27 protein-coding genes and 1 riboswitch are annotated in these 21945 nt (G+C 70.7%); of the genes, 20 read left to right on the top strand and 7 right to left on the bottom strand.

The features are described from left to right. Nucleotides 1-7: 7 nt before the first annotated feature. The 13 genes from M8009_RS15560 (at nt 8) to M8009_RS15620 (ending at nt 10502) form a co-directional block, all read left to right on the top strand. Entirely contained in the window at nt 8-352 is a 345-nt protein-coding gene (locus M8009_RS15560; protein WP_250062838.1) for a hypothetical protein, read from the top strand. Nucleotides 353-408: 56 nt separating this feature from the next. Continuing rightward, entirely contained in the window at nt 409-930 is a 522-nt protein-coding gene (locus M8009_RS15565; protein ID WP_250062840.1) for a C40 family peptidase, read from the top strand. 162 nt (nt 931-1092) lie between these two features. Continuing rightward, nucleotides 1093-2121: an ABC transporter substrate-binding protein gene (locus M8009_RS15570; RefSeq protein ID WP_250062848.1), complete on the top strand. Its 1029-nt coding sequence runs from the start codon at nt 1093-1095 to the stop codon at nt 2119-2121. Beyond that, a complete protein-coding gene (locus tag M8009_RS15575; RefSeq protein ID WP_250062850.1) occupies nt 2118-2882 on the top strand; it encodes an ABC transporter permease in 765 nt (254 codons plus the stop codon). Before M8009_RS15570 ends, M8009_RS15575 begins: the two co-directional genes overlap by 4 nt. Then, nucleotides 2879-3649 (top strand): ABC transporter ATP-binding protein, encoded by a 771-nt coding sequence (locus M8009_RS15580; protein WP_250062852.1) that lies wholly within the window; start codon nt 2879-2881, stop codon nt 3647-3649. Before M8009_RS15575 ends, M8009_RS15580 begins: the two co-directional genes overlap by 4 nt. A gap of 34 nt (nt 3650-3683) precedes the next feature. After that, nucleotides 3684-3983 carry a hypothetical protein gene (locus M8009_RS15585; RefSeq protein WP_250062853.1) on the top strand — a complete coding sequence of 100 codons (300 nt, stop codon included), beginning with the start codon at nt 3684-3686 and terminating at the stop codon, nt 3981-3983. A gap of 90 nt (nt 3984-4073) precedes the next feature. Further along, complete coding sequence (locus tag M8009_RS15590; protein ID WP_250062855.1) at nt 4074-4739, top strand: thermostable hemolysin; 666 nt, start codon at nt 4074-4076, stop codon at nt 4737-4739. Next, a complete protein-coding gene (locus M8009_RS15595; RefSeq protein ID WP_250062857.1) occupies nt 4723-6183 on the top strand; it encodes an AMP-binding protein in 1461 nt (486 codons plus the stop codon). Before M8009_RS15590 ends, M8009_RS15595 begins: the two co-directional genes overlap by 17 nt. Beyond that, nucleotides 6180-6872 carry an iron-containing redox enzyme family protein gene (locus M8009_RS15600; RefSeq protein WP_250062859.1) on the top strand — a complete coding sequence of 231 codons (693 nt, stop codon included), beginning with the start codon at nt 6180-6182 and terminating at the stop codon, nt 6870-6872. The genes M8009_RS15595 and M8009_RS15600 overlap by 4 nt, the downstream gene beginning before the upstream one ends. Further along, entirely contained in the window at nt 6859-7716 is an 858-nt protein-coding gene (locus M8009_RS15605) for an SDR family oxidoreductase (RefSeq protein ID WP_250062861.1), read from the top strand. Before M8009_RS15600 ends, M8009_RS15605 begins: the two co-directional genes overlap by 14 nt. Nucleotides 7717-7745: 29 nt before the next feature. Beyond that, nucleotides 7746-8426 (top strand): tetratricopeptide repeat protein, encoded by a 681-nt coding sequence (locus M8009_RS15610; RefSeq protein ID WP_250062863.1) that lies wholly within the window; start codon nt 7746-7748, stop codon nt 8424-8426. A 10-nt stretch (nt 8427-8436) separates the two neighbouring features. After that, a complete protein-coding gene (locus M8009_RS15615) occupies nt 8437-9117 on the top strand; it encodes a response regulator (protein WP_250062865.1) in 681 nt (226 codons plus the stop codon). Next, the gene (locus M8009_RS15620; RefSeq protein WP_250063084.1) at nt 9114-10502 is read left to right on the top strand and encodes an ATP-binding protein; all 1389 of its coding nucleotides are present in this window, start codon (nt 9114-9116) and stop codon (nt 10500-10502) included. The genes M8009_RS15615 and M8009_RS15620 overlap by 4 nt, the downstream gene beginning before the upstream one ends. A gap of 37 nt (nt 10503-10539) precedes the next feature. Here M8009_RS15620 and M8009_RS15625 read toward each other — a convergent pair whose 3' ends face one another. The 3 genes from M8009_RS15625 to M8009_RS15635 are packed head-to-tail and all read right to left on the bottom strand — an operon-like array spanning nt 10540 to nt 12916. Then, nucleotides 10540-11895 (bottom strand): sensor histidine kinase, encoded by a 1356-nt coding sequence (locus M8009_RS15625; protein WP_250062867.1) that lies wholly within the window; start codon nt 11893-11895, stop codon nt 10540-10542. Then, the gene (locus tag M8009_RS15630; protein ID WP_250062868.1) at nt 11892-12563 is read right to left on the bottom strand and encodes a response regulator transcription factor; all 672 of its coding nucleotides are present in this window, start codon (nt 12561-12563) and stop codon (nt 11892-11894) included. Before M8009_RS15630 ends, M8009_RS15625 begins: the two co-directional genes overlap by 4 nt. Then, the gene (locus M8009_RS15635) at nt 12560-12916 is read right to left on the bottom strand and encodes a PepSY domain-containing protein (RefSeq protein ID WP_250062870.1); all 357 of its coding nucleotides are present in this window, start codon (nt 12914-12916) and stop codon (nt 12560-12562) included. Before M8009_RS15635 ends, M8009_RS15630 begins: the two co-directional genes overlap by 4 nt. 112 nt (nt 12917-13028) lie before the next feature. On the opposite strand from M8009_RS15635, the gene M8009_RS15640 reads away from it, so the two are divergent. After that, the gene (locus tag M8009_RS15640) at nt 13029-13499 is read left to right on the top strand and encodes a PepSY domain-containing protein (protein ID WP_250062872.1); all 471 of its coding nucleotides are present in this window, start codon (nt 13029-13031) and stop codon (nt 13497-13499) included. A gap of 108 nt (nt 13500-13607) precedes the next feature. On the opposite strand, the gene M8009_RS15645 is transcribed toward M8009_RS15640, so the two are convergent. Further along, complete coding sequence (locus tag M8009_RS15645) at nt 13608-13805, bottom strand: CopG family transcriptional regulator (protein WP_250062874.1); 198 nt, start codon at nt 13803-13805, stop codon at nt 13608-13610. Nucleotides 13806-13998: 193 nt separating this feature from the next. On the opposite strand from M8009_RS15645, the gene dauA reads away from it, so the two are divergent. From dauA to thiE, 4 genes are all read left to right on the top strand, one after another. Further along, entirely contained in the window at nt 13999-15753 is a 1755-nt protein-coding gene (gene dauA, locus M8009_RS15650) for a C4-dicarboxylic acid transporter DauA (protein WP_250062875.1), read from the top strand. 123 nt (nt 15754-15876) lie between these two features. Continuing rightward, nucleotides 15877-16155 carry a hypothetical protein gene (locus M8009_RS15655; RefSeq protein ID WP_250062877.1) on the top strand — a complete coding sequence of 93 codons (279 nt, stop codon included), beginning with the start codon at nt 15877-15879 and terminating at the stop codon, nt 16153-16155. A 40-nt stretch (nt 16156-16195) separates the two neighbouring features. Further along, nucleotides 16196-16296, top strand: a riboswitch (TPP riboswitch). Nucleotides 16297-16334: 38 nt separating this feature from the next. Continuing rightward, nucleotides 16335-17141, top strand: coding sequence for a hydroxyethylthiazole kinase (thiM, locus tag M8009_RS15660; protein ID WP_250062879.1), 807 nt, complete (start codon nt 16335-16337; stop codon nt 17139-17141). Further along, nucleotides 17131-17748, top strand: a complete 618-nt coding sequence (gene thiE / locus M8009_RS15665; protein WP_250062881.1) for a thiamine phosphate synthase — start codon at nt 17131-17133, stop codon at nt 17746-17748. Before thiM ends, thiE begins: the two co-directional genes overlap by 11 nt. Before the next feature lies 1 nt (nt 17749). On the opposite strand, the gene M8009_RS15670 is transcribed toward thiE, so the two are convergent. After that, nucleotides 17750-18751: a zinc ABC transporter substrate-binding protein gene (locus tag M8009_RS15670; RefSeq protein WP_347709847.1), complete on the bottom strand. Its 1002-nt coding sequence runs from the start codon at nt 18749-18751 to the stop codon at nt 17750-17752. Between the two features lie 99 nt (nt 18752-18850). Between M8009_RS15670 and M8009_RS15675 the strand changes: the two genes are divergently transcribed. Continuing rightward, the gene (locus tag M8009_RS15675) at nt 18851-19624 is read left to right on the top strand and encodes a metal ABC transporter ATP-binding protein (protein ID WP_250062882.1); all 774 of its coding nucleotides are present in this window, start codon (nt 18851-18853) and stop codon (nt 19622-19624) included. After that, nucleotides 19624-20451: a metal ABC transporter permease gene (locus M8009_RS15680; RefSeq protein ID WP_250062884.1), complete on the top strand. Its 828-nt coding sequence runs from the start codon at nt 19624-19626 to the stop codon at nt 20449-20451. The genes M8009_RS15675 and M8009_RS15680 overlap by 1 nt, the downstream gene beginning before the upstream one ends. Nucleotides 20452-20553: 102 nt before the next feature. Here M8009_RS15680 and hisI read toward each other — a convergent pair whose 3' ends face one another. Together hisI and folE2 are read right to left on the bottom strand one after the other, a co-directional pair. Next, the gene (gene hisI, locus M8009_RS15685; RefSeq protein WP_250062886.1) at nt 20554-20964 is read right to left on the bottom strand and encodes a phosphoribosyl-AMP cyclohydrolase; all 411 of its coding nucleotides are present in this window, start codon (nt 20962-20964) and stop codon (nt 20554-20556) included. Then, on the bottom strand, nt 20961-21860 hold the full coding sequence (gene folE2, locus M8009_RS15690; RefSeq protein WP_250062888.1) for a GTP cyclohydrolase FolE2: 900 nt from the start codon (nt 21858-21860) through the stop codon (nt 20961-20963). Before folE2 ends, hisI begins: the two co-directional genes overlap by 4 nt. Between the last annotated feature and the right edge of the window lie 85 nt (nt 21861-21945).

Raw genomic sequence — 21945 nt, forward strand, 5'->3', positions numbered from 1 at the left:
CAGCCCCATGTCCATCCCGGCCTATCAACTGGGTGACCATGTCACCCTGAAGCAGATCGCCAATGCCGTCGCCCATGGCCTCACGCCGATCGTCGAGGTCGAGTCGATGGATGGCATCTACACGGTGCGTTTCCACCACGCCAACGACGTCTCGGAGCTCTCCGACAACCAGGGGAGGACCCGCACCTTCCTGGGCACCGGCGAGATCCGCGACCTGCTCGGCGGTATCGGCCTGACCCATGGCGTGCTGACCTGGGGCGACCAGTGCGGAGACGAGATGATCGGCGTGCCGGGCCATGCCCTCTCGCCGGACGAGATGCTGGCCAGCGGCACGCGCATTGCCTTTCGCTGATGCATGCCGACGGGGTAAGCTGACGGCTTAACCGCCCGAGAGTGACCGCGACGGAGATGACCGAGACACCCGCCCTGCCCCGCCTCGCTCCCGGCCATGCCCTGACGACGGCCGGCTGTCACCTGCTGGCCATGATGTTCCTCGTCGCCCTGCTGACCGGCTGTGCGGGACGCGAGCTCGCCACCCGAGACACGCCGGGAGAGCTCTCCATCGACCGGGCGCTGATCCTCGCCGAGGCCAAGCGGGCGCTGGGCACCCCCTACCGCCTGGGCGGCACCACCGAACGTGGCATGGATTGCTCGGGGCTGGTCCAGCGGGCCTACTCCCGGGCCGGCATCCGCGTGCCACGCACCTCCCGGGAACAGTTCGAGGCCCTGCCACGGGTCGATGCGGCGCGCCCCGGCGACCTGCTGTTCTTCGCCACCGCCGGGGGCGGCAAGCCGAGCCACGTGGGCATCTACCTGGGCGAGGGCGAGATGATCCACGCCCCGGGGCGAGGCCGCCGGGTCACTACCACCGCCCTGGCCCTGGACTACTGGCAGGAACGCTTCCTGGGCGCCGCCGCGCCCGCGCCCTGACGCCAAGGCCGAGCCCACCCCGCCAGGCCTGCCTCCTCATGGCAGTGGCCGGGGCGCAGCTAATAACATATGTGTATAAAAAATTATTTTATATAATTATTTAAGTCATAACGGGCCGAGGCGCTAGGATGAAGGGCCGTGATTCACGCCTGGAGAGAGCCCATGCCCCGCATTCCCCGCCTGCTGGCCCCCCTGGTGGCCCTGCTGATCGCCGTCGGCCCGGCCCAGGCCGATGACCCCACCCGCCTCGAGGTGGGCTACATGCCGATCCTGCCGGTCGCCCAGCTGTTCGTGATGGAGGGTGAGGGCTGGTCGACGGAGGCCGGCCTCGAACTCGAGCTGACCCGCTTCTCCAGCGGCCCGGCCATGGTCCAGGCACTGGCCTCCGGCGAGCTCGACGTCATGTACTTCGGCATCGGGCCGGCGATGGTCGCCCGCGCCAATGGCGTGCCGATCAAGGTGCTGGCCGCGAGCATCCGCGAGCAGATCGGCCTGGTCGCCCGCGGCGAGCTGGCCGATACCTTCGCCCGCATCGAGGACCACGCCGAGGCCATCGCCCGCTTCACCGAGGCGCAGGGCCGCAAGCCGAAGATCGCCACCTTCCCCCGCGGCTCGGTGCCCGACACCGTGCTGCGCTACTCGCTGGTCGAACGGCTGGGCGTGGGCGAGGGGGCCGTGGAGATCGTCGCCATGGGGGCCGACCGGGTCCAGCAGGCGCTGCTGGCCGGGGCGGTGGATGCCGCCTCGATCCTCGAGCCGATCCTCACCACCGTGCAGGAGCGCGACGACAGCGCCCGGGTCGTGGCACGGGCCGACGAGATGCTGCCCGGCCAGCCCGGTGCCGTGCTGGCGGCCCGCGAGAGCGTGCTGGCGGACCATCCGGAGGCGATGCGTGCCCTGATGGCCCTGCACCTGCGCGCCACCGAGGTCCTGGTCGAGGAGCCCGAACGAGCCGCGCCCCACGTCCGCGAGTTCGTCGGCAAGCGCCTGATCGGGCTCGATACCGTCGAGGCCGCCCTGCGCTCGCCTTCCTCGAACTACCTCGCCGACCCCCACGCCATCCTGGACGCCACCCGCACCATGCACGACTTCCAGGCCGCCCAGGGCACGCTCAAGAAGCGCGTCGACCTGGAGGCGCTGTTCGACACTGGCCTCTACGATGCCGTCGCCGGGGAGCGTGCGGGATCATGACCGCGAGCTTCCCCCGCCATCACCGCAGCCTGCTCGGCGCCTTGGGCCTGGCCGCCTTCCTGCTGCTCTGGGAGCTGGCCCTGCGCAGCGGCCTGCTGCCCGGCAGCCTGGTACCGCTGCCCTCGGCGATTCCCTGGGTGCTGGCCGCCGAGATCACCGACGGCATCTGGCTCGAGGTGGTGACGGCGAGCCTCGCCCACTACAGCGTGGGCCTGCTGCTGGGCTCGCTGCTGGGCATCGCGGTCGGGGTGGCGGCGGCGCTGCTGCCGGCCGTCGACGCCCTGCACGCCTGGCTGGCCCGACTGCTGCGCCCGATACCACCGCTGGCCTGGATCCCCTTCGCCATCATCTGGTTCGGCATCAACCCCTCGGCGGCGGCCTTCATCATCAGCATCGGCGTGTTCTGGATCAACTACTTCGCCAGCTACAGCGCGGTGCGCTCGGTGGACCCGGGCTTTGACGAGGTCGCCCGGGCCTTCGGCCAGGGCGGCTTCCTGGCGCGACTGGCCAAGGTCAGCCTGCCGGCGGCCGCCCCAGGCATCCTCGGCGGGCTGCGCGCCGGCCTGGGCCAGGGCTGGATGACGGTGGTGGCCGCCGAGCTGTTCGGCATCCCGGGCATCGGCCAGCGCATGATGGAGGCGTCCAGCCTGCTCGCCACCGATATCGTGGTGGTCTACATGCTGACCATCGCCGGGCTCTACGCGGTCTTCGACCTCCTGTTCATGATGCTGCAGCACCGGCTGCTCAGGTGGCAGCCATGACCGCCTCCCAGACCACCCTGCCCCCGGTGCTTCGAGCGCGAGGCATCCGGCTGGGCTTCAGCGGCACGCCGGTGCTCGCCGGCGTCGACCTCGACCTCCACCCCCGGGAGTTCGTCGCCGTGGTGGGCGCCTCGGGGGTCGGCAAGTCGACCCTGCTGCGCGCCCTGTCCGGCCTGCTCGCCCCCCAGGAGGGCACGGTCGAGATTCCCGAGGGCAGGGCCCGCGACACCCGGGCCTGGTCGATGGTCTTCCAGGCGCCGCGGCTCTTCCCCTGGCGTCGCGTGCGCGCCAACGTGGAACTGGGCCTGGAGGGACTCGCCCTCTCCCGGGCCGAGCGGCGGCAACGGGCCCTGGAGCCGCTGGCACTGGTGGGGCTGGAGGAACTGGCCGAGCGCTGGCCGCATACCCTCTCGGGTGGCCAGCAGCAGCGGGTGGGCATCGCCCGGGCCCTGGCCGTGCGCCCGCGGGTGCTGTTCATGGACGAGCCCTTCTCGGCGCTGGATGCCATCACCCGGCGTCGCCTCCAGCAGGAGCTGGTCGACCTGCGCCGCCGCACCGAGGCGGCCATCGTCTTCGTCACCCACGACATCGAGGAGGCCGTGCTGCTCGCCGACCGGGTGATGGTGCTGGGCGGCCAGACAGAGGGCCAGCCGGCGGGGATGGTGGAAACCCTCGATATCCCGCTGCCGCTGGACGATCGCCGCGAGCACCCGGGCTTCGCCGACTGCCTGCAGGCCGTCGAGCGCCACATCGGCGCCGCCCACTGACGCCCTTCCCCCACCGCAAAGACCAGGAGGCCCCATGCCCGCGCTGCGCGTCCTGCTGCATGCCCCCACCGCCGAGGCCCTCGCCCGGGCACGGCGCAACGCCCGCAACCTAGGCAAGGCCCGGCCCGATGCCGAGGTGCTGATCCTGGCCAACGCGGGGGCGGTGGCCGCGGCCCTGGCGACCCCCGACGAGACCGACCCCCTGCTGCGGCTGTGCCGCAACTCCCTGGCCGCCCAGGGTCTCGACAACACCGCCGGCCTTGCTGAGGTCGAGGCAGCGGTGGTTACCCTGGCCGAACGGCAGGCCGAGGGCTGGGCCTATATCCGCGCCTGAAGCGGCGAGGCCGGGGAGTCTGCCGCGCCCTTAAGCGGGCGTTAAGTTGCCGGGGCCAGAGTATCGGGGAAACGTCATGGAGACGCCCCGATGCGACGCCCCGATACCCAACCCTCACTCGCGACCTCTCTCGCGCCATGCCAGCCGCCGCCGCTGGCCTGGCGCGAGGCCCATCACTGGCGCGAGCGACGCCGCCTGGAGCAGCTCGTGCGCCGCCGCTTCGCCGCCGAGCACGGCGCCCGCATCGGCCACTTCCTGCCACGCCTGTTCGGGCTCTGGCAGGCCGACACCCCCCTGGCGGCCGTGGGCATGCGCGCCGCCACCACGGGGCCGCTGTTCCAGGAGCGCTACCTGGACGACAGCGCCGAGACCTTCCTCTCCCGCCGCCTCGGCCAGGCGACCTGCCGCGACGAGATCGCCGAGATCGGCAACCTGGCGAGCCGGCGGCCGGGCCTGCAGCGTCCGCTTTACCTCCACCTGGTGGAGCAGCTGGCGGCGGAGGGTATCGCCTGGCTGCTGTTCACTGCCACGCCCGAGGTCCACAACGGCATCCGCCGGCTGGGCCTCGACCTCCACCCGCTGATGCCCGCCGACCCGGCCCGCCTGGGGGCCGGCCAGGCCGAGTGGGGGCGCTACTACGACTGCCACCCCTGGGTGATGGCCGGCGACCTGCGCCGGGCCCATCGCGAGCTCACCGGTCGCGGCCTGCTGCCGCTGGCGCGCCCTGCGGAGGTGACCGATGCCCGGCTCGTCTGAGACCCTCCTCGCGCGGCTGGCCCGGCACGCCGTCGAGCACCCCGAACACCCGGCGCTGGACGACGGCCACCGCCGGCTTGGCTACGGCGAGCTGGCCACCGCCCTGGATGAGCGCCGTCGACGCCTCGCCCGGGCAGGCGCCCGCCGGGTGGCACTGGCACTGGACAACGGCCTGGAGTGGGCCCTGTGGGACCTGGCCCTGCTGCGGGACGCGCGGGTCGCGGTGCCGGTGCCCGCCTTCTTCAGCGACACCCAGCGACGCCACCTGGTGGCGAGCGCCGGCCTGGATGCCTGGATCGGCCCCGGCGCCGAGGCACTCGGCTTCGGGGCCACGCGGGACCCGGCCATCGCCACCCGGCGGGTGGCCTCGCCCCCGGCCCTGCATCCCGGCACCACCCGCATCACCTTCACCTCAGGCACCAGCGGCTCACCGAAAGGCGTCTGCCTCGACGCCAGCGCCCCGCTGACGGTGGCCGAGAGCCTCGCCACGGTGGTCGCGCCGCTGGGTATCGAGCGGCATCTCGCGATGCTGCCGCTGGCGACCCTGCTCGAGAATATCGGCGGCCTCTATGTCCCGCTGTGGCTGGGCGCCACCGCCTGCCTGCCCGCGGTCGCCGAGTTGGGCTGGCGGGGCGCCAGCGGCTTCGATCCCCGCCGGGCCCTGGCGAGCATCGCGGCCTTCCGCCCCCAGAGCCTGATCCTGGTGCCCCAGCTGCTCGATGCCCTGATGGCGGCCAGCCCCGGGGCCCCGCAGAGCCTGCGCTTCGTCGCCGTGGGCGGCGCCCGGGTGGCGGCGCCACTGCTTGCCAAGGCGCAGGCCGGCGGCTGGCCGGTCTTCGAGGGCTACGGGCTCTCGGAATGCGCCTCGGTGGTCTGCCTCAACCGGCCCGGCGAGGCCGCCCGTGGCGTGGGCCGGCCGCTGCCCCATGCCCGGGTCCGCCTGGCCGCCGACGGCGAGGTGCAGGCCCAGGGCGCCACCATGCTCGGCTACCTGGGCGAGCCGGCCGCCGGCGACTGGCACCCCAGCGGCGACCTGGGCCACTGGCGGGGCGATGCCCTGGCGCTCGACGGTCGCCGTCGGGAGGTCTTCATCACCGCCTATGGCCGCAACGTCGCCCCCCAGTGGGTGGAGGGCGAGCTGTGCGCCCGGCCGGCCATCGCCCAGGCGCTGGTCTTCGGCGAGGCGCTGGCCGGGAACCGGGCGCTGATCGTGCCCGCCTCGCCCGGGGTCGATGACGCCGCACTGGCCGCCGCGGTGGCCGAGACCAACGCCGGCCTGCCCGACTACGCCCGGGTCCACGAATGGCGACGCTGTGCCCCCTTCACGCCGGACAACCACCAGCTGACGGCCAACGGCCGCCTGCGCCGCGACGCCATCCATGGCCGCTACCGCGACTGGCTGCTCGCCGGCCGGCCCCATCCCCCGCAAGGAGTGACCCCATGACCCCGTACCAGCAACTCCAGGCCGCCACCCGCGCCGAGCGCGACTGGCTGCTGGCCACCCCGCTGCTGACCCGCGCCCTGAGCGGCGAGGTGCGCGGGGACGAATACCTGGCCTTCCTCGGCCAGGCCTATCACCACGTGCGCTTCACGGTCCCGCTGATGATGGCCTGCGGCGCCCGCCTGCCGGACCGGCTGGGCTGGCTGCGCGCCGCCCTGGTGGAGTACATCGAGGAGGAGCATGGCCACGAGCAGTGGATCCTCGATGATATCCGCGCCGCCGGCGGCGATGCCGAGGCGACCGCCACCCGGACGGCGGACCCCGCCACCCGGCTGATGGTGGCGGCGGTACGCGACGAGATCACCCACGGCAACCCGGTGGCCTTCTTCGGCATGGTGCAGGTGCTCGAGGGCACCAGCACGGCACTGGCCACCCAGGCCGCCGAGGGCCTGCAGGCGAGCCTCGGCCTGCCCGATGACGCCGTCCGCTACCTGACCTCCCACGGCAGCCTGGACATCGGCCACCTGGCCTTCTTCGAGGGACTGGTGAACCGCCTGGACACCGACGACCTGGCGGCGGTGATCGACACCGCGCGGCTGGTCTATCGCCTCTACGGCGCCATGTTCCGCGGCGTCGAGGCCCGCTGTGCCGGTGGCAGCGCCACCCGGGAGCTTTCCGATGCGCTGGCCTAGGGGGGTGTCACGGGGTCCCGCCCTGCCCGAGGGGGGCTGGCCCGCCCAGCGGATCCTGCTCACCGGTGCCAGCGGCGGCATCGGCCAGGCGCTGGTGGACGAGTTCGCCGCCGCGGGCGCACGGCTGCTGGTCACGGGACGCCGCGGCGATACCCTCGAGGCCCTCGTCGAACGCCATCCGGGCCAGGTGACGGCCATGACCGCCGACCTGACTCGCCCCAAGGACCGGGCAGCGCTGATCGGGGCCGCCGCCTCGGCAGGCTGCAACATGCTGGTCAACGCCGCCGGGGTGAACCGGGTGGGCCTGTTCGAGTCCTGCAGCGACGAGGCGCTCGAGCGCCTGATCACCCTCAACCTCACCGCCACCCTGCAGCTGACCCGGGCACTGATGCCGACGCTGCTGGCGGCGCGCCATGGCTGGGTGGTCAACCTGGGCTCGACCTTCGGCACCATCGGCTATCCCGGGCAGGTCGGCTACTGTGCCACCAAGTTCGCCCTGCGCGGCTTCAGCCAGGCCCTGCGCCGGGAACTCGCCGATACCCGCGTGCGGGTACTGCATGTCTCCCCCAGAGCCACCCGCACTGCCATGAATGCCCCCAAGGTGGAGGCGATGAACCAGGCACTCGGCAACGCCATGGACACTCCCGCCCGGGTGGCCTCGGCGGTACGCCACGCCATCGAGCATGGCCGCGAGGAGACCCAGCTGGGTGGGCCCGAACGGCTCTTCACCCGGCTCAACAGCCTGCTGCCGAGCCTGGTCGACCGGGCCCTGGCGCGCCAGCTGCCGGTCATCCGCCGCTTCGTCGCCACGCCGGGCGAGGCCGCCCCCCACGACACGCCCTGACGCACACCACCGACACGAGGAATCCCGCCATGACACCACACGACAGCAAGCGAGCGGCCAGGCGACGCCGCCTGGCCGTGGCCCTGCTGGCCACCGCCCTGGCCTGGCTGCCGGCGACCGGGTTGCTGGCCATGGAGGCCGAGATCGCCGAGCCGCTCGGCCGGCTTCAGCAGCGCTGGGCCGAGATCCGCTACGAGCTGCCCGAGAGGCAGCAGGCGGATGCCTATGCCGCCCTGGCCGCCGAGGCCGACCGCCTGGTCGAGGCCCACCCCGAGGCGGCCGAGCTGCATGTATGGGCCGGCATCGTGCGCTCCACCCAGGCCGGCGCCAGCGGGGGCCTGGGTGCCCTGAAGCTGGTCAAGCAGGCCCGCGCCGAGCTGGAGACCGCCCTGGCGCTCGACCCTCTGGCGCTGGAGGGCTCGGCCTACACCAGCCTCGGCGCCCTCTACTACCAGGTCCCCGGCTGGCCGGTGGCCTTCGGCGACGACGACAAGGCAGAGTGGCACCTGCAGCGGGCGCTCTCGATCAACCCCGGCGGGCTCGACAGCCTCTACTTCTGGGGCGACTATCTGCACGAGCAGGGCCGCGACGGCGAGGCGCGCCGGGCCCTGGAGAAGGCGCTTCAGGCACCGCCCCGCCCCGGCCGCGAACTCGCTGATGCCGGACGCCGCGAGGAGGTGCGCCGCCTGCTGGCCCAACTGAAGGAGTGACCCGCCGCTCATGCGCATCCTGCTGGTAGAGGACGACCCCAGCCTGGCGGCGGGCATCCGCCTGGCCCTCAAGCCGGAACACTACACCGTGGACCTGCTGGCCGATGGTCGTCAGGCGCTGGCCGCCCTCAAGGGCAACGAGCCCTTCGATGCGGTGATCCTCGACCTCGGCCTCCCCGGGCTCGACGGCATGCGGGTGCTGGAGTCGATACGCCGCCGCGGCAACCGAGTGCCGGTGCTGGTGCTGACCGCCCGGGACGGCATCGACGACCGCATCGCCGGCCTGGACGCCGGCGCCGACGACTACCTGGTCAAGCCCTTCCAGGTCGCGGAGCTCAAGGCCCGGCTGCGGGCCCTGCTGCGCCGCAGCCAGGGGCAGGCCAGCAGCGTGCTGGAGGCCCGCGGCATCCGCCTCGACCCTTCCACTCATAGCGTCAGCTTCCGTGGCGAGCCGGTCTCGCTGTCGCGGCGCGAGTTCACCCTGCTCCAGGAGTTCCTCGCCCACCCGGGGAGGGTGTTCACCCGCGACACCCTGACCCGGCTGGTCTACGGCTGGGACGAGGAGGTGGAGAGCAATGCCATCGAGGTGCACGTACACCACCTGCGCCGCAAGTTCTTCCCCGAGCTGATCCGCACCCTGCGCGGCATCGGCTATGTGCTGGACAGCCCCGTGCCGGACAGGACGAGCTGATGTCGATCCGCCGCCGCACTCTCGGCCTGGTCCTGCTGGTCTTCGGGGTCAGCATGCTGGTGATCGGCCTGGTCAGCTACCGCTACGCCGCCCACGAGATCGAGGAGCTCTACGACGCCAGCCTGGCTCAGAACGCCAGGCTGCTGGAGGGGCTGATCCAGGCGCCACTGCCGGATGACCAGCGCGCGGCCCTGCTGTCCAGCCTGGAAAATGCCTTGATGCGCGCCGAGCAGTCGGACAAGCGTATCGCCGGCCACCGCTACGAGAGCAAGCTGGCCTTCCAGCTGTGGGAGGAGGATCGGCTGGTGCTGCGCTCGGCCAGCGCCCCACCGGCGCCGTTGACCACCCTCACCGAGGGTTACGAGGACACCCGCCTGGAAGGCCATGGCTGGCGGGTCTATGCCTTGAGCAACCCTGAACGGCCACTGCGCGTGGTGGTCGGGGAGCGCGAGGATGTGCGTGGCGAGCTGACCCGGGCCGTGGCCCTGCGCACGCTGTTGCCGGACCTGATCGGCCTGCCGCTGCTAGCGCTGCTGCTGTGGTGGGCGATCGGCTGGGGGCTGCGGCCGCTGTCGCGAATGGCCGAGCAGATCCGACGGCGCGACCCCCACACTCTGCAGCCCCTGATCCTCCAACCGCTGCCGCGGGAGCTGGAAACCATCACCGGCGCTCTGAACCGCTTGCTGGAGCGCATCCGCGCCCTGCGAGTGCGCGAGAAGCGCTTCATCGCCGACGCCGCCCACGAACTGCGCACCCCCATGGCGGTGCTCGACCTGCACGCCCAGAACGCCCTGGCTGCCGAGGACCCGGCGGATCGCCGCGAGGCGCTGGAAAAACTGCGCGACGCCGTGGCCCGGAGCACTCGCCTGGTCACCCAACTGCTTGCCCTGGCTCGCCTGGACCCGGAGGAGGCGTCGCCGCTGACCGGCCAGCCCGCCGACCTGCTGGTCGAGGTGCGCGAGGCACTGGCCAAGCTCTCGCCCCTGGCCGCCGAACGCGGCATCGAGCTCCAGCTGGAGGCCGACGAAGCCGCCGACTGGGGACTGTCGGTCGAGCCTGGCGTCATCGACACCCTGATCCAGAACCTGGCCGGCAATGCCCTGCAGCACTCCCCCGAGGGCGGCACCGTGACGGTCGAACTGGCGGCCGGCAATGACGCACTGACCCTGGCGATCGACGACCAGGGCCCCGGCATTCCCGCCGCGGAGCGCGAGCGCGTTCTTGAACGCTTCCATCGCCTCGGCCCGGGCGCCGGTGCGGGCCTCGGGCTCTCCATCGTCGACCGGCTGCTGCAGCGCCACGGCGGCAACCTGCGATTCGACGAGGCACCGGGCGGCGGGCTCAGGGTGGAGGTCGTGCTGCCGCGCCAGCATCGGCTGACGTGAAGCTATGACCTGATCCAGTCGCTGGACGAGTCACGCATCAACACTCGGCGGGCCGGAAGGGGCGGTCGGGCAGCCAGACACGCACCGCCAGGCCACCGAGGCGCGCGCGGGCGAGTTCCAGCCGGCCGCCGTTGAGCTTCACCAGATCGGCCACGATGGCCAGGCCCAGGCCGCTGCCCGGGCGCTGCTCGTCGAGCCGGGCGCCGCGGGACAGCGCGGCCTGGCGCTGGGCCTCGTCCATGCCCGGCCCGTCGTCCTCGACCTCCAGCCAGCTTCCCTCGGCATCGCTGCCACCGCGCATCTCGACCCGCCCCTCGGCCCAGCGCAGGGCGTTGTCCAGCAGGTTGCCGACCAGTTCCTGCAGGTCCTGGGCCTCCATGCGCACCCGCATCCCGACCGGCAGGTCATGGCTGAGGGTGATGCCGCGTCGCTCGGCCAGGCGGCCAAGCCCCGCGAGGATGGGGGTGAGCACCTCGCCGGCGGCGACCCGGGGGGCCAGGCCAGCGTCCCCGGCCGCCGAGGCGCGGGCCAGGTGGTGGCGTACCGCCGCATCGATGCGCGTCAATTCGTCACGGATGCGCGTGCGCCGCGGCTCCTCGATCCCGTCGGCCAGGGTGGTCAGCACGCTCACCGGGGTCTTCAGCGCATGTGCCAGGTTGCCCGCGGCGTGACGCGCATGGGTCATCAGACGCCGGTCGCGGTCCAGCACGCCGTTCATGGCCCGGGCCAGGCGCGCGAGCTCCGGCGACAGGCGGGCATCCAGGCGCTCGGCATCGCCGTTCTCCACCTGCTGCAGGTCGGCCTGTATCCGGCGCAGCGGGGCCAGGCCCCAGCGCACCTGCAGGGCCAGGGTGGCCAGCAGCAACAGTCCCAGGCCAACCAGGAAGAGTGTCACCAGACGGGTAAAGCGGGCGAGCTCCGCGTCCAGCGTTTCCCGGGAGACGGCCACGCTGACGTGCAGGGGGCCGTCCAGCGGTGCCAGGCGGATATCGCGCTCGATGACGCGCAGCGGCGTTCCGCGTGGGCCTGCCAGGTCACGGATCATCACCTCGCGGTGGGAACGCACCGGCAGGCGCTGGTCCCACAGCGAGCGGGAGGTGAGCACCCGCTCGCCGCCGTCGCTGATCTGCCAGTACCAGCCGGAGAGGGCCTGCTCGAAGCGCGGGTCGCCCAGTGAGCGTTCATGCACCAGTCTCTGCTGCGACGGCTCCCAGGCGAGGCCGGCGACCACCACGTTGAGCAGGGCGTCCAGGCGCTCGTCGAAGGCGTTCGTCGCGGTGGTGCGGAAATAGTGGGAGAGCCCCGCGCCGGCCAGCGGCAGGGCAATCGCCAGGGTCAGCAGGGACGCCAGCAGCAGGCGACTGGCCAGCGACAGCTGCCGCAATCGACTCATGTCGCCTCGTCGCCTCCGGCCAGGCGATACCCCTGGCCACGGTGGGTCTGGATGCGAGCAGCGCCCAGCTTGCGGCGCAGCCGGCTGATCTGGACGTCGATGACGTTGGAATCCGGCTCGTGGTCGCGGTCGTAGACGTGCTCGGCGAGCTCGCTTCGACTCACCACGCGGGGCGCGGCGTGGGCCAGGTAGGCGAGCAGGCGCGACTCCTGGGCGGTCAGGCTCACCGGGCGGCCGGCCAGGGTGACGCTGCCGGTATGGGTGTCGAAGGCGAGCTCGTCGATCCTCAGCACCGGGTGGGCATGGCCGTGGCTGCGACGCACCAGGGCGCGCAGCCGGAACAGCACCTCGGCGGTCTCGAAGGGCTTGGTGACGTAGTCGTCGGCCCCGGCCGAGAAGCCGGCGGCCTTGTCGGCCCAGCGGGTGCGGGCGGTGAGCACCAGCACCGGCGTGTCGATGGCGTCATCGCGCCATTGGGCGAGCCAGCGACTGCCGTCGCCGTCGGGCAGGCCCAGATCGAGGATCACCGCGTCATAGGCCTCGGTGCGCACCAGAAAGTCCGCCTCGCCGCCGGAGGTGGCGGTCTCCAGGAGCACACCGGCGTCACCCAGGGCCTCGCTCAGTGCCTCGGCCAGCGCCCGGTCATCCTCCACCAGCAGCACCTTCATTCCGCGCCATCCTCGCGTCGCATCCCATTGATATTGACACCCTCCATGCCGATCAGCTCGCCACTGGCGGCATCGAACTCGAACTCCACCACCTGGCCCTGGGGGCCGAGCATCTCGACCTCGTAGCTCATCCGACCGTCGTCACGCTCGAATTCCACTTCCAGTACCTGGCCCACATAGCGGGCCTCCAGCCAGTCGAGAATATCGGGCAAGGGTACGATCCGGCCGCTGCGCACCGCCTCGTGAAGGTCGTGCCATGCCTCGTCCGCCGGCGCGGGGGAGCCGGCCAGCAGGGCGAGGAGGGCGACCAGCACCGGCAGGGACAGGCGGGGAAGTAGGCATCGCGTCATCATGGCCATAGGGTGCCAGGCCGAACATGAACAGAGCATGAATGCCACGGTCACCTTCAGGCAAGGTGGTGGATGGTACAACGTTCCTGCACTCACACAGCAGGAGGTAGCAACGATGACATTCAAGACGACCCTGATGGGATCCATGGCGGCCCTGATGCTGGCCGCCGGCGCGGCCCAGGCCGACGATCGCCTGGCCATGGAGCGACTCGATGGCGTGCTCGAGCATGCCACGGCCTTCGGTTTCACACACTTCGAGGAGATCGAGGCCAAGAGCGGCAACAGTGTCGAGGTCGAAGGTTGGCTCGACGATGAGTGGTACGCCGATGCCAGGCTTTCCCTCGATTCCGGAGAGTCCCTGAAAGAGGAGCGCAAGCGGCTGATCACCGGCGCCTGGGGCATGCGCGAGGACGATGTCCGCCAGGCCTTCGACGTGGCCATCAGCGAAGGCATGATCGAGTTCGAGGAGATCAATATCGACGAGGCCGGCAAGATCGAGATCGAGGGCCGCGATGCCGACGGTCGTGAAATCGAGATCACGACCCGGTTAGGAGAAAGCGGCGTCATCGAGGTGGAGCACGACTGACGCCGTCGCCGGGGCCTCGCCCCGGCGATTTCCCCATCCGGCAGGAAGCCCGCACGAAAGGGCCCGACGCGACAGCTTCGCGCCGGGGCCTTTCAGTCGGGTGAGACCTCACTCCCGCTCCGGTGCGTCCCTGGTGGCCAGGTCGGGGCGTGTCTCGTATTCCACACCATGGTCGCGCAGATAGTCGCGGATCAGCTGTCGCACCACCTGGGACGGGGTCAGGTCCTGGGCCGCACAGAGCTGCTCGAAGGCCCGCTTCTTGTGCGGGTCGATCAGCAGGGTCAGGCGTGCCGTCTTTTTTTCCATCGTGATTCTCCGGAAACATTATCATCAAATGTTAATACCCGCTGCCACCCGAGGCAATGCCGGGGCACATTTGTCGAGGATACTAACGGCATGTTAATGTCATTCACATAAGCAACCGGATCACCGCCAACCTCGGGTGCGGCCACCAGCCCATCCAGGGGATGGGTGACCCCGCAAGGAGGAGACCTCGCGCATGGCACGCCAGCGACCGCCACCGCGACTTCCCGGCATCGCCACCGGCCTGCGCGCGGCCTGGCGAGATGGCTACGGCCTGGACGACCTGCGCCGCGACGTGCTGGCCGGGCTGACCATCGGCACCGTGGCGGTGCCGCTCTCCATGGCGCTGGCCATCGCCACCGGCGTGCCCCCACAGCACGGGCTCTACACAGCGATCGTCGCCGGCGCCATCATCGCGCTGACCGGCGGCTCACGCTTCAACGTCTCGGGCCCGACGGCGGCCTTCGTCGTCATCCTCTTCCCCATCGTCCAGCAGTACGGCCTGGGCGGCCTGCTGATCGCCTCGATGATGGCCGGCGTGATTCTGGTGGCGCTGGGCCTCACCGGCATGGGGCGCCTCATCCAGTACGTGCCCTATCCGGTGGTGCTGGGCTTCACGGCGGGGATCGCGGTGGTGATCGCGGTACTGCAGGTGCCCGACTTCCTGGGTCTTCAGGTCGGCCAGCTGGGCGAGCACTTCGTCGAGAACCTGGGGCGCATCGCCGCCTCGCTGCCGAGCCTGAGTCCGCTGGAGCTGGGGGTGGGCGCCTTCACCCTGGGGGTCATGCTGCTCTGGCCGCGCCTGCATGTGCCGATTCCGGCGCCTCTGGTCGGGCTGGTGGTCGGCGCGGTGGCGGCCTATGCGCTCAACCACGGGATCGGCGACCCGAGCACGGGTAACCTGGTGGAGACCATCGCCTCGCGCTTCACCTGGGAGGCACAGGGCGAGACGGGCAGTGGCATCCCGCCGATCGCGCCGAGCTTCGTGGCCCCCTGGCGGCTCCCCGGCGCGGATGGCGAACCGCTGGTGCTGGATTTCGCGCTGCTGCGGGCCCTGCTGGGTCCCGCCTTCGCCATCGCCATGCTGGGGGCAATCGAGTCGCTGCTCTGCGCGGTAGTGTCCGACGGCCTGACCCGGACCCGGCACGACCCCAACGCCGAGCTGATCGGCCAGGGGCTGGGCAATATTGTCGCCCCGCTGTTCGGCGGCATTACCGCCACGGCCGCCATCGCGCGGACCGCCACCAACATCCGCAGCGGCGCCCGTTCGCCGATCGCAGCAGTAGTACATTCGCTCGTCGTGCTGCTGGCGGTGGTCGCCCTGGCCGGCCTGCTGGGGCTGGTGCCGATGGCCGCACTGGCGGCGCTGCTGTTCATCGTCGCCTGGAACATGGGCGAGGCCCGCCACTTCCTGCACACCCTGCGCTCGGCCCCACCGGGCGACGTGGCCATCCTGGTGACCTGCTTCACCCTGACCGTGCTCTTCGACATGGTGCTGGCGGTGGCCGTGGGCATCGGGCTGGCCGCCGCCCTGTTCATCCGGCGCATGTCGCTGCTGACCCAGACCCAGCGCATAGATAGCGGGCCCCATGCCAGCCTCGACGCGCTGCCCGGCGAGGTCGCCCTCTACGACATCGATGGCCCGCTGTTCTTCGGCGCCGCCGAGAAGGCGCTCACCTCGCTGCACCTGGTGGACCCGAACGTGCGGGTCGTCATCCTCGACATGCACGACGTGCCGAGCATGGATGGCACCGCCATCGTGGCCCTCAAGGCCCTGATCGACGAGATGCACCGCCAGGGGGTCGCCCTGGTCTTGGTCGGCCTGCCGGCGCGGATCCTCGTCACGCTGCGCCGCGCGGGGATCCGCCGCACGGCCGGCCGGCTGACCTGGTGCCGGGAACTAGGCCATGCCCGGAAGGTGGCCCTGCGCTGGCTCGCGCGGACCGCCTGAAACACGACGACACCACTGACATCCAACGGTCATCGCGCCTTAAGCGATCCTTAAGACGGCTCCTCTAACGTCGGGTCAACGGGGCTCCTGCCCCCGTCCACCGAATCACGAGGAGGCGACACCATGGGCACTGTCACCTGCGATACCCCCGCGGCGGAACGGCTGGCGAGCGCTCGTCGAGCGGGCTTGCTGGTGGTGGCCGGCTGGCTGCTGCTGGCTAGCGGCGTGTTGCTCGCCGGCTGGGCACCGGTGGAGCTGCCACTGGGGCTGGTCGGCCTGGGCGCCGCGGCCCTGTACCTCATGTGGCCGAGCCGGGCACTCTCTTCGGACACCCTCGACGGCCTCCACAGCCTGACCCTGGCCAGCCTGATCACCCTCTCCGGCTTTCATCTGCTGGCCTGAGCCCGGCCTTTACAGCCAGGGAGCGGGCGGGGATAGTGGGGCCTGACGACAGGGGCGCCGTGGCGAGACCGCCACGGCTGAGACGCACCCTCGGAACCTGACCCGGATAATGCCGGCGTAGGGAGTCGTGCGGCCCCGGCCCCACCGCCGCGCTGCACCTCCCGCGCCGGGGAGGCCCCATGCTAGCCATCGATCCCGCCGCGCACCTGGCCCGGGTGCGCGAGACCAGCCCGCTGGTCCACAACATCACCAACCATGTCGCCATGAACAGCATGGCCAACGTACTGCTGGCCATCGGCGCCTCGCCGGCCATGGTCCATGCCCGCGAGGAAGCCGCCGAGTTCACCGCGCTGGCCGCTGCCCTGACGGTCAATATCGGCACCCTCTCGCCCCACTGGGTCGAGGCCATGGAGGCCTCCGTCCTGGCCGCCAGTGAGGTGGGGCATCCCTGGGTGCTGGATCCGGTGGCCGTGGGCGCCACGCGCTATCGCCGCGAGACCGGCGCGCGACTGCTGGCGCTCGCGCCGGACGTGATCCGTGGCAACGCCTCGGAAATCATCGCCCTGGCCGGGCAGGCCGGCGGCGGACGCGGCGTGGACAGCACCGACCCGGCCGAGGCGGCCCGCGATGCCGCCATCCGACTGGCCCGCCAGACGGATGGCGTGATCGCGGTGACCGGCAAGGTGGACCTGGTCACCGACGGCCGGCGGATCGCCCGCCTCGAGGGCGGCCACCCGCTGATGCCCCGGGTCACCACCCTGGGCTGCGCGCTGACCGGCGTGGTGGCGGCCTTCCTGGCCGGCGCCGATGACCGCTTCGAGGCGACGGTGGCGGCGCTGGCCTGCTACGCCGTGGCCGGCGAACTGGCCGGTGAGGTCGCACGCGGCCCCGGCAGCTTCGCGGTGGCCTTCCTCGACGCTCTCTTCCACCTGGATGGCGAGGCGCTGGCCGAACGGGCCCGCCTGGAGGTTGACGATGCGCCTTGATCTCTCACTCTACCTGGTCACCGACCGTAGGCTCTGCGCGGTCCCGGGGCTGGTGGAGACCGTGATGGCGGCGGTGCGCGGCGGCGTGACGCTGGTGCAGCTTCGCGACAAGCACGCCTCTGATGACGAACTGGTCGACCAGGCGCGCCACCTCAAGGCCGCGCTTTCCGGCACCGGCGTGCCGCTGGTCATCAATGACCGGCTGGAGGTGGCCCTGGCCGCTGGTGCCGACGGCCTACACATCGGCCAGGATGACGGCGACGTGGATAAGGCCCGCGCGGCGCTGGGCCCTGAGGCGATCCTCGGGCTCTCGGTCCAGACCCATGACCAGCTCGCCCGCCTCGACCCGGCGGCGCTGGACTATCTGGGGCTGGGCCCGGTGTTCGCCACCCCCAGCAAGCACGACCACGCCGCACCGCTGGGCTTCGAGGGGCTGGCCAGCCTGGTGGCCGCCAGCCCCCTGCCGAGCGTGGCCATCGGCGGCCTCAAGGCCGAGCACGTGGTCGCGACGCGCGAGGCCGGTGCCGAGGGCCTGGCGGTAATCTCGGCGATCTGCGGCCAGCCTGACCCCGAGGCCGCCGCACGGCGCTTCTTCATTACACGATAAGTCAGCCGGCCGAGGCGCAGCGCACCACGCCATCGGCCAGCTGGCGCAGCAGCTGCGGATAGTGGCCGGGCCCCAATGGCAGATCAACGCCCAACGGATCGATGACCAGCGATGTCTCGACGCCGGGGCCCTCGAACACGCTCTCCACCAGCGCCGGGTTGAACTGCGGCTCGCGGAACACGCACTGAACGCCGAGTTCGGCAACGCGGCCCTGAATCTCGCGGATGCGCGCCGGGCTCGGATCCGAGGCATCGCCCAGGGAGATCGCCCCCACCGCCGGCACAGCGAAGCGGCTCTCGAAGTACTGGTAGGCATCGTGGAAGACGATGAAACGCGCGTCGCGGACATCCGCAAGGCGCTCATCCAGTTCGTCGATCAGGGTGTCCAACTCGGCCTGACCTTGCGCGGCGTTCTGGCGATAGACGTCGGCGTTGTCGGGGTCGAGCTCGGCCAGCGACCCGGCGATGGCCTCGAGCCAGGCCTGGGCATTCACCGGATCGAGCCAGCCGTGTGGATCCACCCCCTCATGGGCATGGTCGTGGTCGTGGTCGTGGTCGTGGTCGTGGTCGTGGTCGTGGTCGTGGTCGTGGTCATGATCGTCATGCGCGTGTTCGTCATCCGCATGATCATGGGCCTCGAACGTCGCTCCCTGGCGATACTCGAGGTGCCGCGTGCCGGCCGTCTCCATCAGCTCCACTTCCAGCGCCTCATCGACCAGCGACTCCCGTGCCCTGACAAGCCACGGGGTCAGGTCATCGCTGACCCAGAACACGACATCGGCATGCGCCAGCGCCTCGGCCTCCGAGGGGCGCATGGAGTAGCCGTGCGGCGAGGCACCCGGCTGGATCACCAGATCGGGAGACCCCAGCTCTCCCATCACTCGGTCGACCAGGGAGTGGACCGGCGGAATATCCACGGCCACCGCAGGAACCTCGGCAGCAGCGACGGCAGGTGCCAGCAGCCAAGGCAGGCAAAGCGGGCGTAGCAGCTTGTTCATCGTCATCGACCTCTCCAGGGCTGGCAGCCAGCGGCATGCGATTGTGACATAAAATGTTATGATATAACATATCATTAAGTGTCAAGCCTACACTGGAGGAACACCATGCCGCTGCTGTCGATCGACGATCTGCACGTCGCCCTAGGGGGGCGGACCGTCCTCGAGGGCATCGATCTGCACCTCGACCGCGGCGAGATCGTCACCTTGGTCGGCCCCAACGGCTCGGGCAAGTCGACCCTGCTGCGCACCATCATCGGCGCCGTGGCGCCGGCGCACGGGCGGCTCGTGGGTCACCCGGGCCTGACCATCGGTTATGTGCCCCAACGGTTGGCGATCGACGCCACCCTGCCGATGACGGTCACGCGCTTCCTGAACCTGCCGCGTCGCCACCCGCCCCAGGCGATACGCCAAGCGCTAGAGCAGGCCTGCGTTCCCGGCCTGGGGCGGCAGCAGGTGACGGACCTCTCGGGGGGCCAGTTCCAGCGCATCCTGCTCGCCCGGGCCCTGCTGGAGAAGCCCGACCTGCTGCTGCTCGACGAGGCCACCCAGGGCCTCGATCACCGTGGCACGGCCGATTTCTACCGCCAGATCGCGTGCGTGCGCCGTGAGCTGGGCTGCGCGGTGCTGATGGTCAGCCACGAGCTGCACGTGGTGATGCGCGCCTCGGACCGCGTGGTCTGCCTGAACCGCCATATCTGCTGCCAGGGCACGCCTGAAAGGGTGCTTGCCTCGCCGGCCTATCAGGCGCTGTTCGGCCCCGACACCGGCGATGCGTTGGCGTTCTATCGCCATGACCACGACCGCCCTGATTCAGACCCTTCTGCCAGTACGCCCACTCCGCCGGCGGCCGGCACCACTCGCCTGGAGACCGCACCCTGATGCTCGATGACTTCCTGGTTCGCGCCGCTCTGGCCGGCCTCGGCGTGGCACTCGCCGCCGCCCCCCTGGGCTGCTTCGTCGTGTGGCGGCGTATGGCCTACTTCGGCGACGCCACCGCCCACGCCGCCATCCTCGGGGTGGCGCTGTCGCTGCTGCTCTCCACCTCCATCTTCGCCGGCGTGCTGGTGGTGTCGCTGCTGATGGCTACCCTGGTCTCGCTGCTCAGCGGCCGTGGCTATGCCATGGATACCCTGCTCGGCGTCATGGCACACTCGGCGCTCGCGTTCGGGCTGGTGGCGGTGTCGTTCCTGTCCGGGGTGCGCATCGACCTGATGGCCTACTTATTCGGCGACATCCTGGCCGTCGGCAAAGGCGACCTGGCACTCATCGGTACCGGCGCGCTGCTGGTCGTGAGCCTGGTGGGCTGGCGCTGGTCGGCACTGCTCACCGCCACTCTGGACGCTGATCTCGCCCGGGCTAGCGGTGTCGACCCCAAGCGCGAGCAACTGGTGCTGACGCTTTCCCTGGCGATAGTCGTGGCCGTGGCGCTGAAGGTGGTGGGGGTGCTGCTGATCGCCGCCCTGCTGATCATCCCGGCCGCCGCCGCGCGGCCCTTCTGTCGTACCCCTGAAGCCATGGCGCTGCTGGCCGCCGTGATCGGAGCCACCTCAACCACCGGTGGCCTGCAGGCGGCCTACTGGCTCGACACCCCCACCGGTCCTACCATCGTCAGCTTCGCCGCCATCCTGTTTGCCCTGTCCAGCCTGGCCGGGCAGTTCAAACGTCGGATAGTACGTGCCACGTCGTCCCCTGACGGGAATCCTTGAGCACGACATCTTGCATCGCCACTACGTCGAGGTTGGGCCGGCCTGGCCCCATCGTTGCGGCACGTCCGCGTGACGTAGATTTACTTCTCGTTTCCGTTGGCCTCATTGACGGGGCGCGGTGATGACCTCGACCGTCTCGCCGCGAATGGCGTTGTAGAAGCAGTTGGGTCGCCCGGTATGGCAGGCGGGACCCTGCTGTTCGACTCGCAGCAGTAGCGCGTCGCCGTCGCAGTCCAGCCGCGCCTCGACCAGCCGCTGGCGATGCCCGGAGCTCTCGCCCTTGCGCCAGAGGGTCTGCCGCGAGCGCGACCAGTAGCAGACCCGCCCGGTGGTCAGGGTCTCGAGTAGTGCGTCGCGGTTCATCCAGGCCAGCATCAGTACCTCCCCGCTATCGTGCTGCTGGGCGATGGCCGCGATCAGCCCGTCGGCGTTCCAGGGAATCGTTGCGATCACTGCTACCAGCGGCCGGCACTCGCCGCGTTCGGCATTTTCCAGCTGCGTCCAGATGTTCAACCCGCCTCCTGCCAGTTCCATTCGCTGCGCGCCACGGCGTCATGGGCATGCAGGCTTTCGGCATGCACCACGCGCAGGGCGAAGCCGTCGATGCCGGGCTGGTCGCGCAGGGCGGCATGCAGGCGTCGGGCGGCGTCCTCGCAGAACATCAGATTCTGGCCGTTGGCCAGGGCGAAGGCCTGTTCGTCGATGCGCTTGACCGCCGTTTGCAGGGGAGTCCCGAGCGCCTTCTCGACGCGTTCCACCAGTGCCGCAAACGGCAGCTCGTCGAGGCCTTCCGCCAAGCGCACCGACAGGTGGGCCTGGCTGCGCTGGCTGTGGGGCGTCGCCAGGATGCTCTGCTCGCTTCCCAGCCAAGCCCGCACCCCTTCGCGCGTCACCGGCATGTCGATGAAGTCTTCGTCGAAGGCTTGCTGAATCAGCTGGCGGGCCAGGGCTGCCGAGCAGGGGCAGGTCGAGGAGTAACCCACCGTCAGGTCGAGGATGGCCTCCAGGCCTTCGGCATCGCGCCGGCAACGCAGAGCGAAGGGGTAAGCCTGCCATCCCGAGAGGGGGCTGATCAGCGCTGGGCGCTCGAGCAGCGCTTCGCCGCTCAGATCGAGGTAGGCGGCATTCGAGAGTTCCTGATGGGTGTCCAGGAAAGACGCCAGCACCGCCGCCATCCGCGAAAGCGACACCTCGCGACCCTGCAGCTTCGCCAGCGACAGATAGAGCCGCGACATGTGAATGCCGCGGGCGGTGGGGTCGTCGAGGCTGACACCCGCCGCGGCGCGACCGGCGATGGTCTGGCCGGCCACTTGCAGCGGCAGGGCGATGCCCTCCATGCCGACCCAGCTCAACGTGCCGAGACGCGCCGAGGGCGCGGCAGCGATATCTTCCAGAGAATGTTTTTCCATGTAGGGCTCGCTTGGGCGTTTCTGCTAGGCGTCGAAGTAGTCAAATAGCCGCGTGACGGCGTCGGGGGGGACGCCGCTGGTGATG

It is taken from the genome of Halomonas gemina, from assembly GCF_023554995.1.
GTDB classification, from domain to species: Bacteria; Pseudomonadota; Gammaproteobacteria; order Pseudomonadales; family Halomonadaceae; genus Halomonas; species Halomonas gemina.